The following is a 14,809-nucleotide window of genomic DNA, read 5'->3' as shown; positions in this document are numbered from 1 at the left end:
CTGGACTGCCGTCGGGCCATGCGAACGAGGAGGATCTTCATGACGATGACCGCGGCACAGACCGGCACACCGACACTGCGAGAAGCACGCATACCGGACGGCGGGATCTACGAGGGGGTTCGTGAGCTGAGGCGGCTGCCCGAGGACTGGCAGGCACGACCCTACGACCACTTCGAACTCGTCCCCCAGGGCTGCACGATCGGAGCCGAGATCAAAGGCCTCGACCTCGCGCGCCCGCTCAGCCCAGCCCTGCGTGAAGAGCTCAGCCGAGCCCTGCTGGAATGGAAGGTGCTCTTCTTCCGCGCACAGCACCTCACGTCCGCGCAACAGAGCGGCTTCGCCCGCAACTGGGGGGAGTTGGAGACCAACCCGCTGCTCGCCCGCGGTTCCAGCGCCGACGTGGTGCGCTTCGACAAAGGCGCCGGCGCCACGCCGACCTTCGAGAACGTGTGGCACGCAGACGTCACCTTCCGTGAAAGGCCCGCGCTCGGTGCCGTGCTCCAACTGCGCGAGGTCCCGCCCTTCGGCGGCGACACCATGTGGGCGGACATGTCCGCCGCGTACGACAACCTCACGCAGGAAGTGAAGGACCGCATCGACGGCGCCACCGCCGTGCACGACTTCATCGCCGGCTTCACACGCTTCTACGGGCCCGAGCGGCTCGCCCCCTTCCAGGACACCTTCCCGCCCGTGGAACACCCGGTCGTACGCACACACCCGGAGACGGGCCGGCCGTTGCTGTTCGTCAACACCTCCTTCTCCACCCGCATTACCGGCCTGGCACGCGAGGAGAGCGACGCACTGCTGCGGCACCTCGTACAGCAGGCGCACGTTCCGGAATATCAGGTGCGCTTCCGCTGGCAGCCGGGAGACATCGCCTTCTGGGACAACCGTGCCACGCAGCACTACGCGGTCAACGACTACGGCTCGCACCGTCGAGTGGCGGAACGCGTCGCCATCGCCGGTGACCGCCCGTACTAGACACTGCTGCCCGGATCTCCTTACGTGAGGCGGTGTTGGGGGGAATGGGTGGCGGGGGCTACCGATCGCCGGGGGTGACCAGACCGGACTCGTACGCGAGCACCACAGCTTGCGCACGGTCGCGCAGGGAGAGTTTCGCGAGCAGCCGTCCGATGTGGGTCTTCACCGTCTGCTCGGCGAGCAGCAGCGCCGCCGCGATCTCGGAGTTCGAAAGCCCGCGCGCCACCAGCTCAAGCACCTCGGTCTCGCGCGGGGTGAGCGCCTTGAGGCGCAGCTGGGGGTTCTTACGCGGTGACGGGCGCTGCTGCAGGGCGAAGTCGGCGATGAGCCGGCGCGTTACGGACGGTGCAAGCAGCGCGTCGCCCGCCGCCACGATCCGCACCGCCGAGATCAGATCGGCGGGCGGAGCGTCCTTGAGCAGAAACCCGCTCGCGCCCGCGCGCAGTGCCTCGTACACGTAGTCGTCCACGTCGAAGGTGGTCAGCATGAGCACCCTGGGCCGGTGCTCCGCATCGGGACCGGCCGGAGGGCTGAGCAGTTGCCGGGTGGCCTCCAGACCGTCCATTTCAGGCATCCGTACATCCATCAGCACCACATCGGGTTGCGTGCTTCGGCCGATCGCGACGCCCTGTCTCCCGTCGGCGGCCTCGCCGACCACGTCGATGTCGCTCTGTGCGGCCAGCAGGGCCGCGAAGCCCGCCCGCACCATGGCCTGGTCGTCGACGATGAGCACGCGGATCGTCATGCGCTGTGGGTTTCCCTTTCGGTGAGGCCGTCGAGGGGCAGACGTGCAAGGACCTGGAAGCCGTCCGCGGTGGGGCCGGTGTGAAGCGTGCCGCCGAGCAGCCGTACACGTTCACGCAGTCCGACGAGGCCGTGGCCGGTGCCGCTGTTTTCCAGAGGTGGGGAATCCACCGGAGGTGGCCCGTTGATGACGGTTACGGTCAGGTTCTCGTCGTCGTCCAGGCCGACGAGGACGCGGGTGACCGCTCCTGGAGCGTGTCGTACCACGTTCGCCAGTGCCTCCTGCACGATGCGGTAGACGGACAGTTCCACCGCGTGCGGGAGCGAATACCCGGCCCGGGTGACGTGCACCTCGGTGGGCACCCCAGCGCGTTCGGTCGCTTCGGCGAGCTTCGGGATGTCGTCGAGTCCTGGTTGCGGGGCGAGCTCGCCGCCGTCGGTGGTCTCGTTGCGCAGTACGCCCAGCAGCCGCCGCATCTCGGACAGCGACGAGCGCGCGGCCGCCGCTATGCTCCCGAACTCCTCCTTGGCGCCGGACGGAAGGTCATCGATCCGGTACGGGGCGCTGTCGGCCTGAACGGCGATCACCGACATGTGGTGGGCGACCACATCGTGGAGCTCGCGTGCGATCCTGGCTCGCTCCTCCAGCAGGGTCCGGCGCTCTCGCTCGGTCTCGCTGATGGTCTCCTGCTCGGCGAGCTGCTGCCGCGCCTCCTGCCTCTCGCGCAGCGCGCCCCCGACGAGCAGAGCCATGCCGCTCAGCACGAACAGGAGCACGTGGATGCCGTCGCTGCGATCCTGCGAGATCAGCTCGAAGCACAGTCCGGCCACGCCGGTGACCAGCCAGACGGCGATGAGGGTACGGCGGGGCTCGCGCAGTCCGAGCGACAGCATCAACAGGAGGTAGCCCACGACGATCATGGGTGTCCACGGCCAGGACCGGTCCCCGATCACGCCGGTGGGGACGGTCAGCAGCACGAGCGCGCCGACGACATCGGCCGTGAACACGATCCACCACGCCTGCAGCGGGCGGGTCACCGCGAGCAGCAGCGGCGCTGCCTGCCCGACCGCCAGCACACCGGCGATGCCGCCGTTGACTCGGTAGTCCTGGGACAGCACCTGCACGGTGACCGGCAGCAGGATCGCGGTGAAGAGGACGGCCACTTGGTACGGCAGCCTGCGCACGAACCGGCTGTGTGCTTGGGCAAGCAGCGGGGTCGGGGGATGCGACGGGTGCGACAGGTCGTGCACGAGGGCGCGCAACTGCCGATTGAAAACGCCGCCGCGGCGCACCGCGGGCGGCTCGATGTGCGGTGACGGAGCGTTCATGACCCGATCAGCCTAGAGGTGCGGCCCCACGCCTGACGTCATACCTGGGGCCTGGCACTGGGTCATACCTGGGTACCTGATGTGGCCCGGCACCTCGACGCCTGCCCCCACGCCCCGACGTACGCGGAGTCGGGCGTCGGAGGCTTCAGCAGCCCCGGGCCATCGTCAGGCGCGAACGAGTTCAGCGGCTCCGAAGGACACGTCGAAGCGGTCGCACCAGATGCTGACGCTGGTGTAGCGGGATGGGTCGACGTCGGTGGGCAAGGGGTAGTTCTGGCTTCCCTTGTTGCCCTTGAGCTTGCCCAGGCTGACGTATGCGCCGTCGTCGAAGACGTGCCAGCCCGCCCTTCCCTGCTTCACCGGCGAGTCGGTCAGCCACACGCGCAGGTCCGGGCCGTTGCTGGTGTCGAGGTTCTCCAGCCGGACGACGTGGGAGCCGTCTGCGAGCCGGACGAGCTTCACCGTGCCCGACGTCGTGTGCTCGTGGCTGATCAGCCCGCCGCCGGCCAGCGTCTTCGGAACGGGCACCGGGGTGGAGGACGCGGAAGGCTCCGTCACGGGCGCAGCGGAGGTCTTCACAGCCCCGGGCAGGGCCTCCTCCACCGTCTGGTCCTGCCACAACTTCCACGGCTGGAACCAGTACAGCCCGAATCCGGCACCGGCGACAGACACCGCCAGCACCCCGATGACCAGTGGCCTGCCCACTAACATCCGCACACGCCCCATGCCCGCCTCGCTTCCTGAAAGTTCCGTCGCTCCCTCCATTCAACGGGGCGGACGGCCGTCATGTGGGCCGAGGGAGATGACGAAACTCTTACGCCGCCGACACGAAGGGTGCTCGTACATCCGTGGCCAGTCGGCTGAGGACCCGGCAGTCACTGCGGTGTACCGGGGGGTCTCCCTCGCTCCATCGGATCACGTCTCAGCCCGCGTTATGAACCTCGGATGGGGGGTAACCGATGCCCGGCGCAGGACAAGGCGGAGGAAGGACCAGGCACGCAAGAGGTCGGGGCAACCCCAGTCACTCCTGGTCATCGGCGGCGGGAGACGTGGCGTGTGGCGACCGGTCGGACGTGCGGTGAGACTGGGACAAGCGGCGCCTGACGATAGGTGGACCATGCATACCGTTGAGGAAACGATCGAGGTCGCGGTTCCCGTACGTACCGCGTACAACCAGTGGACGCAGCTGAAGAGCTTTCCCCGGTTCATGAGTGTGGTGCAAAAGGTCGAGCAGGTCAGACCCGCCCTCACTACGTGGACCCTCGCGGTCGGACCGCTGCACCGCGAGTTCCAGGCCGAGATCGTGGAGCAGGAACCCGACTCTCACGTGGCCTGGCGCAGTCTCGGCCGGAGCTTTCCGCACCGGGGCGAGGTGTCCTTTCGGCCCACCGCGGCAGACAGTGCGGCGATCACGGTGCGCATCCACATCGAGTCGCGCGGCGCCACCGGAACCCTCTCCGGCCGCGCCCTGAAGCTCGTCGGCCGTGTGGTGCAAGGGGAGCTGCGGCATTTCAAGGCGTACGTCGAAGGGCTGGGCGAAGAGAGCGGGGCCTGGCGGGGCACGATCCGCGACGGACGCGTACGGCCCGAGGAACCGAAGCCGCACCGGAGCCGGGTCGCTTGCTGGCCCGTCGGCTGATCCCAGTGGCAGCAGCGTGACTGAGAGGCAAGTTGATGAAGAAGGCGCCCGGCGATGAGCCGAAAGAGGCTCTGACCGTTTCTCCGCCCAAGAAGTGGGCTGCGGGTGTACCCGCGGTGGTGCACGCGCTGGAGTACTCCCTGGAGGAAACGTCGCCCCGGCGCACCGGGGAAACGCTGCTGACCATGAACCAGGTCGACGGCATCGACTGTCCCGGCTGCGCATGGGCAGACCCTTCGCCGGGCCACCGGCACCGCAACGAGTACTGCGAAAACGGTGCCAAGCACATCAACGACGAGGCGACGACGCGACGCATCAACGCCGACTTCTTCCGCAAGCACACGGTCTCCGAGCTGGGCCGGCGATCTGACGCCTGGCTCAATCAGCAGGGCCGCCTCACCGAACCGATGGTGAAGCGGCCGGGCTCCGACTCCTACGAGCCGATCAGCTGGAACGACGCCTTCGGGCTGCTGGCTTCGGAGTTGAAGTCCCTGGAGTCCCCCGACGAGGCTGTGTTCTACACCTCGGGCAGGGCCAGCAACGAAGCCGCGTTCGCCCTCCAGCTGTTCGCCAGGGCGCTCGGCACCAACAACCTGCCCGACTGCAGCAACATGTGCCACGAGTCCAGCGGCTACGCCCTGCACGAGACGCTGGGCACGGGCAAGGGGACGGTCAGCCTCGACGACCTGCACAACGCCGACCTGATCTTCCTGGTTGGGCAGAACCCCGGGAGCAACCACCCGCGCCAGTTGTCCGCGCTGGAGCAGGCGAAGCTCAACGGCGCCCGAGTGATCGCGGTGAACCCGCTGCCGGAAGCGGGACTTCTGAGGTTCAAGAATCCGCAGAACGCCCGCGGGGTGATCGGACAGGGCATCCAGATCGCCGACCGGTTCCTCCACATCCGCAACGGCGGTGACCTGGCTCTGTTCCAGGGGATCAACCGGTTGCTGCTGGAGGCCGAGGACGCCCGGCCGGGCGAGGTACTCGCCCACGACTTCATCCAGTCCGACACCAAGGGCTTCGAGGAGTTCGCCGAGCACGCCCGCGGCATCGACTGGGACGACATCCTCGCCGCGACGGGCCTGACCCGCGAGGAGGTGGAGCAGGTCCGCGACGAGGTGCTGCGCAGCGACCGCGTCATCGTCTGCTGGGCCATGGGCATCACGCAGCACAAGCATGCCGTCCCCACTATCCGGGAGATCGTGAACTTCCTGCTGCTGCGCGGGAACGTGGGCAGGGCAGGCACCGGCGCCTGTCCGGTGCGCGGGCACAGCAATGTGCAGGGTGACCGCACGATGGGCATCTGGGAGCAGATGCCGGACGACTTCCTCGACGCGCTCCAGGCGGAGTTCGGCTTCGATCCGCCGCGCCCCCACGGGCTGGACTCCGTGAACTCGATCAAGGCGATGCGCGAGGGCCGTATCAAGTTCTTCCTCGCTCTGGCGGGCAACTTCGTCCGCGCCGCTCCGGACAGCGAGATCACCGAAGAGGCGATGCGCAACTGCCGCCTGACCGCGCAGATCTCCACCAAGCTCAACCGCTCCCACACCGTGTGCGGTGAGACCGCGCTCATCCTGCCGACCCTCGGTCGCACCGAACGGGACATCCAGGCCGACGGGGAACAGTTCGTCACCGTGGAGAACTCGATGAGCGAGGTACACACCTCCCGCGGGCGCCTGGAGCCGGCCTCCCCACTGCTGCTCAGCGAAGTCGCCATTCTGTGCCGGCTCGCCCGCCGCACCCTCGACGGCACCGCCGACATCCCATGGGAGCGGTTCGAGGCCGACTACGGCACAATCCGGGACCACATCTCCCGCATCGTCCCCGGACTGCACGACTTCAACCGGCGCGTGACACGCCCCGGAGGCATCCAGCTGCCGAACCCGGTCAACGAGGGCGTCTACCACAACGCTGTCGGCAAGGCCCTGTTCACTGCCAACGCCTGGGAGATGCTGCACGCCCCCGAGGGGCATCTGCTGCTGCAGACGCTGCGCTCCCACGACCAGTGGAACACCATCCCCTACACCTCCAACGACCGCTACCGCGGCATTCGTGGAAGCCGCCGGGTGGTTCTCGTCAACCCGCAGGACGTGGCGGAGCTCGGCCTGGCCGAGGGGCAGCACGTCGACCTGATCAGCGTGTGGTCCGACCAGGTCGAGCGCCGGGTCGAAGATTTCCGTGTCGTGTCCTACCCGACCACCAAGGGGTGCGCCGCCGCGTACTACCCCGAGACGAACGTCCTGGTACCGCTGGAGAGCGTGGCCGACAAGAGCAACCAACCCACTTCGAAGGGGATCGTTGTCCGACTCGAACCCGCGACTCCGCGGCCGGACACAGCCCAGGGCTGACCTCGAGCCGACCCCACCCGCGCCGGCGGCGAGCACTGGGTCTGCCTGAGCCGCTCCTGCGGCCCTGCTCGTCGGACACGAGCACGGCCTGCGCACCGCCAGTCGGCGACGACACCGTCGGCGCCCGCGTACTCACGCTGCAGCGCGGGCGTCGAATTCCGAGCGCCCCTCCCGCCCGATGGCCCGGCCCGATGGCCCGAACAAGAAGAGAGTGGCCACCTTGGCACCAACTAGGTACCATCGAGGTATGCCATCACTCAACGTGTCCTTCTCCGACGAGGAAATGGAAGGCGTCCGCGCGGCCGCCGCAGCTGAGGGCAAGAGCCTGAAGCAGTACCTCCACGACCTCGGTGTGCGCGAGATGCACCGCAAGCAGTTCGTCGCCGGCGCCGCAGCCTGGGCCGACAGGCTGCGCGGCGAGTTCGACGAGGCGTTCCCCGAGGAGGTCCCGCCGACTCGGCGCGCCGATGGAGCCGCGGCCGCCTGATGGTTCTTCATATCGACGTCTCATGGCTGCTCGACGTCCAGGAGGCCGCCCTGGAGCATGAGGACGTCACGGTGACCGACTACTCTGCGCTGGTCGCAGCCGTCGCCCGGCACAAGACCCGCATGCCGACGCTGGAGTCCTCGGACCCCGACGCCGCCTGGCGCGCTGCCGCGCTTCTGCACACGATCGTGCGCCTCGAGCCCTTGCCGCACAGGAACAGCCTTTATGCCGCGTTTGTCGCAGCCCAGTACATGGATCAGTCCGGCGAAGGCATCGACCCGCCCTACGGGGTCCTGTCGGACCTCGTCCGCAAAGTCCGCGACACCCGCCTGAGCGTGTACGCGGTCGCCGAGACACTGCGCTCCTGGAGGATCTGACGCCGATCAGGAGCTGCCCAGCCGATCATGTGGCTACCTCCGCACCTGGTCATTGCTTCCGGCATGGGCGGGGAGGGTCGTCCCGGTGAACAACCGCGAGGGCTGAACCCGTCGGCGGCAGCTGCCCTCACGCCGGCTGTTCGCCCTCGCTCATCATGGCGACCCAACTGTGGGGTGCGTCGTCACCGAGCATCATGCCGTAGACGTCTTCACTCACCGCTTCAGCGGCGCGCGCGAACATGCCCTGCTCGTAGTCGGCCAGCGCCTTCTCGATGTCGTCAGGATGCGCGGCGATGGCCTGGCCGAGTTCAGCGCCGTCCAGCATCGCGAGATTCGCCCCTTCGCCGCTCGGGATTGCGAGGTGGGCAGCGTCCCCGAGCAGAGTGACCCCGGGCGTTCGATCCCAGCGGTGCCCGAGCGGAAGGGTGTAGAGACGTCGCAGGAACGGGGCGGTGTCGCTGTCGGTGAGGAACGCGGTGAGCTGAGGGGCCCAGCCGTCGAATTCTGAAGCGACCCGTGCCGTCACGGTCGCGGCGTCGGTGAGATCGGTGTCGGCGAGCCAGTCGAGTGGCTTCACGAGCTGCGCGTAGGAGTGAAGGGTTCCATCGCCTTCCCGCATGACCAAGAATCCCTTCCCCGGCGCGAGCGCGAACAACGAGCCGGCGCCCACCGCTTCCGCGGCGGCACGATGACGGGCGGCCCCGTCGTACAAGAAGGTTTCGACGGACGTGACGCCCGCATACGTCGGGGTGGCGTCGGACAGCACCGGCCGGACCCGTGACCACGCTCCGTCGGCCCCGATCAGCAAGCTCGTGGTGATCGTGCTGCCGTTGGCGAAGCGCACCTCGTGGCGGCCCTTTTCGAGGGGCTGCACACCAGTGACCTTGTGACCCCAGCGGACGGTGCCGTCCGGGAGGGAGTCGAGCAGCAGTTGCCGCAACTGACCACGTTGCACTTCGGGACGCGAGCCCGTCCCGTCGTCGGGCTGGTCGAGCAGTACGGTTCCCGTCCGATCAAGGACTCGGTAGGACTCACGGCCCTCCAGGACGAGGCCACGGAACTCCTCGAGCAGCCCGGCTGCCGCGAGTGCCGGCAGGCCGTTCCAGGGGTGGATGTCGAGCATGCCGCCCTGGGTTCGTGCGGTCGCCGAGGCGTCGGCCTCGTAGACCCTGACCGATATGCCGCGAATATGCAGAACGCGGGCCAGCGTGAGGGCGCCGAGCCCGGCTCCAATGACCGTGACCGGTGTCGTCATCTCGTTCTCCAAGGTTGACTGGATTGCCACTCCAACAAGCTAGCCCCTTTGGATCGACAATCCAACATGGCAGAATGAGCGTATGGCGACCAAGGACAGCGGGCGACAGCGACGCACTGACGCGCTGTCCAAACAGCTGATCGTCCGGGCCGCGATCGAGATCCTCGACGCCGGCGGCGAGGCTGCGCTGACCTTCAGCGTGCTCACCCGACGCCTGAACACCGGCTACGGGGCGATCTACCACTACGTGGCCAACAAGAGCGACCTGCTCGCGGCGGCCACCGACGACGTCATCACCCGCGTCGCAGCCGGACCGGTCACCGATCCGAAGCCCCGGGAAGGGCTACGTGCCCTCGCGCTCAGCCTGTTCGATGCAATCGATGCGCACCCGTGGGTCGGCGCTCAGCTCACCCGCGAGCCGTGGCGACCTACGCTGCTGGACGTCTACAAGAGCATCGGCGAGCAGCTACAGGCACTCGGTGTGCCCACAGAGGCCATATTCGACTCAGCAGGCGCGCTGATGAACTACATTCTCGGAGTCGCCGGGCAGAACGCTGCGAACGCCCGCATGCTCGCGAGCAACCAAACCGAGCGAGACGCCCTTCTCGCGGACATCGCCGCGCAGTGGGCCCAACTCGACCCCGTCCGACACCCATGGGCACACAGCACGGCGAAGCGCCTGCGTGAACACGACGACCGTGCGCAGTTCCTCGTCGGCGTCGATCTCATCCTCGCCGGTATTGAGGCAGTGAATCGTGAGCGCGAAGGCAGCTGAACCCTCAGCATCGCTCGCCACCAGGGCATAAGGACGTTCCTCAACGCCTGTCGCGTTGCGGTGCCCGGGAGTACTGACGCCGCCCGTCCACCCCAACTCAGGATATGACGCGGGTCACATCCACCCCATGTCACGAACAGAAGGGCAGCTTGCGTCTGGTGGTCGTCCGCACGGCGGGAACGACCGACTCGAAAGAGGCAGCAGAGCGATGAACGCGACAGCAGTGGAGCAGCACGAGGTCCTGGTCCTGGGCGCCGGCTACGCCGGGCTCTCCGCCACGATGCAGCTCGCGGCCCGCACAAGGAAGCGTGGGGACCTGCGAGTGACACTGGTCAACCCCTATGACACCTTCACCGAGCGGCTCCGACTCCACATGACCGCCACAGGCCAGGACACGACCGAGATGCACATCCCGGAACTGCTGGACAACACCGGCGCCGGCTTCGTCCGCGGCTGGGTTACCGCCATCGACGCCGAGGAGAAGACCGTACGGATCGACGACGACCGCGTCCTGCGCTACGACACCCTCGTCTACGGCTTGGGCAGCATCGCGGACACCGTCTCCGTCCCTGGCGTGGACGACCACGCCTACACCCTCAACAGCCCTCAGGACGCTGCCCTCTTCGCCGACCGGCTGACCCGGGCCGGCGGCGGAACCGTCGTGGTCGGCGGCAGCGGACTCACCGGCGTCGAGGCCGCCGCGGAGATCGCCGAGCGGCACCCGGAGCTCCAGGTCGTGCTGTTGGGCCGACAGGAGCCGGGCGCGAGAATGCACCCGAAGGCCAAGGCCCACCTGGCCGCGGCGCTCGACCGGCTCGGTGTGCGGGTACTCAGCGGCGTCGAGGTGGCCAAGGTGCTACCGGACAGCGTCGAGTTCGCGGACGGCACCAACATCCAGGCGACCGCGGTGCTGTGGACCAGCGGCACCCGCGTCTCACCGATGGCTGCCGCCGCGGGCCTGCGCGCCGACGAGCGCGGCCGTGTGATCACCGACAGCGCGCTGCGCTCGGTCTCCCACCCGGACGTCTACGCCGTGGGCGACGCGGCGGCGATCCGCCAGGGCTACGGCGTGATGCACGGGACATGCCAGGGCGGCATGCCCACCGGGGTACACGCGGCCCTTTCGATCCTGCGGGTGCTGGCCGGCAAAAAGCCCAAGCCCTTCCGCTTCGGCTACTACCACACACCTGTCAGCCTGGGCCGCAACGACGCCGTCGTGCAGTTCACCCACCCCGACGACAGCCCGCGCCGAATCGTGTTGACCGGCAAGCGGGCCGCGAAGTACAAGGAGACGGTCACCGCCGCACCGTGGCCGACCTTCGCCCGCATGAAGAAGATGCCCGCCTCGGGCGCGTTCTGGCCGCGCGGCGGCCGCTACACCCGGATACGGAGCGTCAAGTGACCCGGACCGACACCGACCAACTCGCATTCCAGCAGTACCGCACCCTGCTCTTCTCCGTCGCCTACCGCATCCTCGGCACCGCCGCCGACGCCGAGGACGCGGTCCAGGACGCCTGGCTGAAGTGGTCGGCGGCCGACCGTTCTCTTGTCGCCGACCCCAAGGCCTACTTGGCCCGGATCGTCTCCAACCTGGCGATGGAACGGCTGCGTTCGACCCGCCACCAGCGCGAGACCTACGTCGGACCCTGGCTCCCCGAACCGATCCTCACCGGCCCGGACACCGCCGACGGCGTCGCTGCGGCGGATTCGGTCTCCATGGCTCTGCTCGTCGTTCTGGAGACACTGAGCCCCCTGGAGCGCGCGGTCTTCGTGTTGAAGGAGGTCTTCGCCTTCAGCTACGGGGAGATCGCGGAGGCGGTCGAACGTACGGAGCCGGCGGTTCGGCAGGCCGCGCACCGCGCCCGCGCGCACGTCCAGGCCCGCCGGCCCCGTTTCACCGCGGACCGATCCCGCCAACGCGACGTCACCGAGCGCTTCTTCGCGGCGGCGACGGGCGGCGACATCAACACCCTCATGGAGCTGCTCTCACCGGACGTGACGCTGTGGACCGACGGTGGCGGAAAGGTCCGCCAGGCCCTCAAGCCGGTTGTGGGCCTGGAAACCGTGGCCGGTTGGTTCGCCGCACTCGGAACCGTGACCTACCAGGGCATCGAGCCTGGACAGATGCGGGGAGAGCTCACCTGGATCAACGGCGGCCCGGGCGTGGTCTTCCGCGGCCCGGACCGAGTGGTCGCCACACTGACCTTCGATTTCGACCCGGAAGGCCGCATCTCGACCATCCACAACGTGGCCAATCCCGACAAGCTCCACGCCGTCACCGACGGCACTCTGCACGAACTCTCCTGACCGCTGATCGGGTTGCCTGTCTCCTCTGTTGCCGCCGCGCGCGCCACGGGCAGTTCGACGGTGTTCGGACCGAACGCGAGGTCGACCAGTCGGTCCTGACGAGAAGGCCGACTTCCTCGCACGCACGGACACGCCACGCCAGCTCGTGGAAAGGCACAGGGCCCAGCCGAAGCCGACCAGGGCGGCGCGCACGTCGGTGACCGGGCCGGTACGGTCCTCGACGCCTGCACCGCCTTCCATCCGGGCAGCCACTCGTCACGGTCACGCGTGGGCCAATCAGGTGCCGCTCTTGCTGGGCCGCTGCTATAACCCCTTCATGACCGACGTCACACTTGCGAGCGACATAACCGATCTGGTGGGCGCGGTGGTGGCTATAGCCGGAGTCGCCGTGTCCCTCACCGGCATCGTCTACGGATGGCGGGCCGCCGTGCCACAACGAAAGGTGGCGTACTCCTTCGACGTCACACCGCTCCTCAATGGACGTGCGGGCAATGTGGACGATGTGATGGTGTACCGAGGAACGGAGCGCCTCGCACACCCGCACACAGCCACGTTGAAGTTGATCAACGTGGGGAATCGGGAGATCGAGGCTGCACACTTCAACGGTGCGCCGGTCGAGTTTTCACTGAACGCTCGCGTGATTGCCGAACTGGATCGGGAAACCGGGGACAATCGACGGATTCCTCCGACGGAAACCAACGGCAGCGCCTTGTACGTCCAACCCTTCGTGATCCACAAAGGGCAGGAGATCGCGTACAAACTGCTTCTCGACGGCCCTTCTCCGGCAGCGCAACCGCGCCACTCCCTGAGCGCGGACCTCAGGGTTGACCACCGATTCGCGAAGAGTCTTGCAAGCTGGGCGCTTGTCATCCTTGTCGCCTTCGGAGCAGTGTTCGTGTGGGCGGACTGGCAAATCGACAAGCGCCGCTCCATTGAGCGAGTCGTAATTCAGGAAGCCATGCACAAGGCGTACCTGCAGGGGAAGGCGGACGCAGAGCGCCTCCATCGTCTGGCAACCGCCTCGCCTTCCGCCCCGCGCGCTCCCGATTCCGTGGGAAGCCCGCCCACGTCTGTCGGAGGCCCTCCGTAGGCGCTGCCCTCGGTCCGGTCACGGACAGCCGATTTCGGAGATGTCCTGGGCCAGTTCCGCCAGGGTGACCTCTGCGTTCAGTGACGACACAAGTTCGTGGTCCAGGGATCGGTGCGGTCGGCACCGAGTTGCTCGGCAACCGTGCGGGCGACCAGCCGTCTCCCGTGACGAACCTGTATGCGCCCCGGCCAGAGGGCGCGCGGAGCGCTGGTCTCGCGGAGCGCGGCGCGGAGGTCAAGTCCGCACGCCAGGAGCGCTGTTCGACCGCCGCGGCTGCACCCGTACGATGGGGGTATGACAGCAGCATTCGATCGAGCCGCCGCCCCACCGGGCCGCTGTTCGCGCTGCTGGTCCTGACGGTACTGACCGGCATCCTGGGCATGCACGCCCTGGCTCCCGGCGGAGCACCGGCTTCCGAACACACCATGACCATGGCCTCAGCTTCTGCCGCGGTGCAGGTGACCGCGGAATGCTCGCACACCGCCGACGGCTCCGGGCACCTCGCACACGCGGACGGTACGTGCGTGGCAGCCGGTCTCGGTTCCGCCTATGCGCCGCCTGCGCCGGCCGATGACCTGACCCATGCCCCGGTCACTGCTGGTGTTCCGATCGCCGCGCCGGCGTCGGCCGTACAGGGCCGGGCGCCCCCTGACCTTTCCGAACTGCAACTCCTGCGGATATAGAGCGACCTCCACGGCACTCCCTCACGCCCTTTCCGGCGAGGGTGCCGTGTCTTCGCCCGCTCTCACATCCCTGTGATCCCGCGCGCCTGAGACGGGCGTGCGCGAAGGAGTTGCACCACCATGATCCGCACGCGTTACCTGACCCGCCGCGCCACCGCCGTGGCAGCCACCGGAGCGGCCGCAATCATTCTGGCCGCCTGCGTCGGAAGCGGCGACAGCTCGACCGGGCACGACGGCCACAGCGGCGGCTCTTCGCCCGCTTCCACCTCGACGTCCAGCTCGCAGAAGCGGCACAACGCCGCTGACGTCGCGTTCGCCCAGGGAATGATTCCCCACCACCGTCAGGCCGTCGAGATGGCCGACCTGGCACCCGGCCGGGTGCAGTCGGCTGAGGTGAAGAAGCTCGCCGCCGACATCAAGAAAGCTCAGGACCCGGAAATCAGGACGCTGTCCGGCTGGCTGAGCGCCTGGGGCGAACAGGTTCCCGCGGCAGGGACCGATCACTCCATGCACGGCAACAGCGGGATGATGCCCCCCGAGGACATGAGGAAGCTGAAGAAGGCCTCGGGTGCCGCCTTCGACACCGCCTTCATGCAGATGATGATCGGGCACCATGAGGGTGCCGTCTCCATGGCCAGGACCGAGCAGGCCGACGGTTCCTACGCACCTGCCAAGAAGATGGCCGGGCGGATCGTCAGCTCCCAGACGACCGAGATCCAGCAGATGAACGAACTGCTCGACAACCGCTGACCGAGGCACCCGCTGGGGGCGTGCACGCGTATGCGTTCGCCCCC

The 14,809-nt window shown here is 68.0% G+C and carries 15 protein-coding genes; 11 read left to right on the top strand and 4 right to left on the bottom strand.

Annotation, left to right across the window (positions count from 1 at the left end; genetic code table 11):
- The first annotated feature begins 39 nt into the window (after nucleotides 1-39).
- Nucleotides 40-981 (top strand): TauD/TfdA dioxygenase family protein, encoded by a 942-nt coding sequence (locus tag O1Q96_RS20565; RefSeq protein WP_269249606.1) that lies wholly within the window; start codon nucleotides 40-42, stop codon nucleotides 979-981.
- Between the two features lie 58 nt (nucleotides 982-1,039).
- On the opposite strand, the gene O1Q96_RS20560 is transcribed toward O1Q96_RS20565, so the two are convergent.
- From O1Q96_RS20560 to O1Q96_RS20550, 3 genes are all read right to left on the bottom strand, one after another.
- The gene (locus tag O1Q96_RS20560; protein ID WP_269249605.1) at nucleotides 1,040-1,726 is read right to left on the bottom strand and encodes a response regulator; all 687 of its coding nucleotides are present in this window, start codon (nucleotides 1,724-1,726) and stop codon (nucleotides 1,040-1,042) included.
- Nucleotides 1,723-3,054: a sensor histidine kinase gene (locus O1Q96_RS20555; protein ID WP_269249604.1), complete on the bottom strand. Its 1,332-nt coding sequence runs from the start codon at nucleotides 3,052-3,054 to the stop codon at nucleotides 1,723-1,725. The genes O1Q96_RS20560 and O1Q96_RS20555 overlap by 4 nt, the downstream gene beginning before the upstream one ends.
- Before the next feature lie 165 nt (nucleotides 3,055-3,219).
- Entirely contained in the window at nucleotides 3,220-3,780 is a 561-nt protein-coding gene (locus O1Q96_RS20550; RefSeq protein ID WP_269249603.1) for a DM13 domain-containing protein, read from the bottom strand.
- Nucleotides 3,781-4,171: 391 nt separating this feature from the next.
- Here O1Q96_RS20550 and O1Q96_RS20545 point away from each other — a divergent pair, with 391 nt between their 5' ends.
- The 4 genes from O1Q96_RS20545 to O1Q96_RS20530 all read left to right on the top strand — a co-directional run bounded on the left by O1Q96_RS20545 (nucleotide 4,172) and on the right by O1Q96_RS20530 (nucleotide 7,905).
- Complete coding sequence (locus O1Q96_RS20545; protein WP_269249602.1) at nucleotides 4,172-4,693, top strand: SRPBCC family protein; 522 nt, start codon at nucleotides 4,172-4,174, stop codon at nucleotides 4,691-4,693.
- Nucleotides 4,694-4,728: 35 nt separating this feature from the next.
- A complete protein-coding gene (locus tag O1Q96_RS20540; RefSeq protein WP_269249601.1) occupies nucleotides 4,729-7,041 on the top strand; it encodes an FdhF/YdeP family oxidoreductase in 2,313 nt (770 codons plus the stop codon).
- 247 nt (nucleotides 7,042-7,288) lie between these two features.
- The gene (locus O1Q96_RS20535) at nucleotides 7,289-7,528 is read left to right on the top strand and encodes a hypothetical protein (protein ID WP_269249600.1); all 240 of its coding nucleotides are present in this window, start codon (nucleotides 7,289-7,291) and stop codon (nucleotides 7,526-7,528) included.
- A complete protein-coding gene (locus O1Q96_RS20530) occupies nucleotides 7,528-7,905 on the top strand; it encodes a toxin Doc (RefSeq protein ID WP_217458482.1) in 378 nt (125 codons plus the stop codon). The genes O1Q96_RS20535 and O1Q96_RS20530 overlap by 1 nt, the downstream gene beginning before the upstream one ends.
- A 127-nt stretch (nucleotides 7,906-8,032) precedes the next feature.
- Here O1Q96_RS20530 and O1Q96_RS20525 read toward each other — a convergent pair whose 3' ends face one another.
- Nucleotides 8,033-9,160: an FAD-dependent oxidoreductase gene (locus O1Q96_RS20525; RefSeq protein WP_269253660.1), complete on the bottom strand. Its 1,128-nt coding sequence runs from the start codon at nucleotides 9,158-9,160 to the stop codon at nucleotides 8,033-8,035.
- 82 nt (nucleotides 9,161-9,242) lie between these two features.
- On the opposite strand from O1Q96_RS20525, the gene O1Q96_RS20520 reads away from it, so the two are divergent.
- The 6 genes from O1Q96_RS20520 (at nucleotide 9,243) to O1Q96_RS20495 (ending at nucleotide 14,765) form a co-directional block, all read left to right on the top strand.
- A complete protein-coding gene (locus tag O1Q96_RS20520; protein ID WP_269249599.1) occupies nucleotides 9,243-9,935 on the top strand; it encodes a TetR/AcrR family transcriptional regulator in 693 nt (230 codons plus the stop codon).
- Nucleotides 9,936-10,143: 208 nt separating this feature from the next.
- The gene (locus O1Q96_RS20515; RefSeq protein WP_269249598.1) at nucleotides 10,144-11,337 is read left to right on the top strand and encodes an NAD(P)/FAD-dependent oxidoreductase; all 1,194 of its coding nucleotides are present in this window, start codon (nucleotides 10,144-10,146) and stop codon (nucleotides 11,335-11,337) included.
- Entirely contained in the window at nucleotides 11,334-12,242 is a 909-nt protein-coding gene (locus tag O1Q96_RS20510; protein ID WP_269249597.1) for an RNA polymerase sigma-70 factor, read from the top strand. Before O1Q96_RS20515 ends, O1Q96_RS20510 begins: the two co-directional genes overlap by 4 nt.
- Before the next feature lie 316 nt (nucleotides 12,243-12,558).
- A complete protein-coding gene (locus O1Q96_RS20505) occupies nucleotides 12,559-13,332 on the top strand; it encodes a hypothetical protein (protein ID WP_269249596.1) in 774 nt (257 codons plus the stop codon).
- Nucleotides 13,333-13,496: 164 nt separating this feature from the next.
- A complete protein-coding gene (locus O1Q96_RS20500; protein WP_331276052.1) occupies nucleotides 13,497-14,015 on the top strand; it encodes a DUF6153 family protein in 519 nt (172 codons plus the stop codon).
- A 120-nt stretch (nucleotides 14,016-14,135) separates the two neighbouring features.
- Complete coding sequence (locus O1Q96_RS20495; RefSeq protein ID WP_269249595.1) at nucleotides 14,136-14,765, top strand: DUF305 domain-containing protein; 630 nt, start codon at nucleotides 14,136-14,138, stop codon at nucleotides 14,763-14,765.
- The last annotated feature ends 44 nt before the right edge of the window (nucleotides 14,766-14,809 follow it).

The organism is Streptomyces aurantiacus, from assembly GCF_027107535.1.
GTDB lineage: Bacteria > Actinomycetota > Actinomycetes > Streptomycetales > Streptomycetaceae > Streptomyces.
The sequence above is the reverse complement of the archived record's forward strand: the minus strand, read 5'-3'. Positions and strand labels throughout refer to the sequence as shown.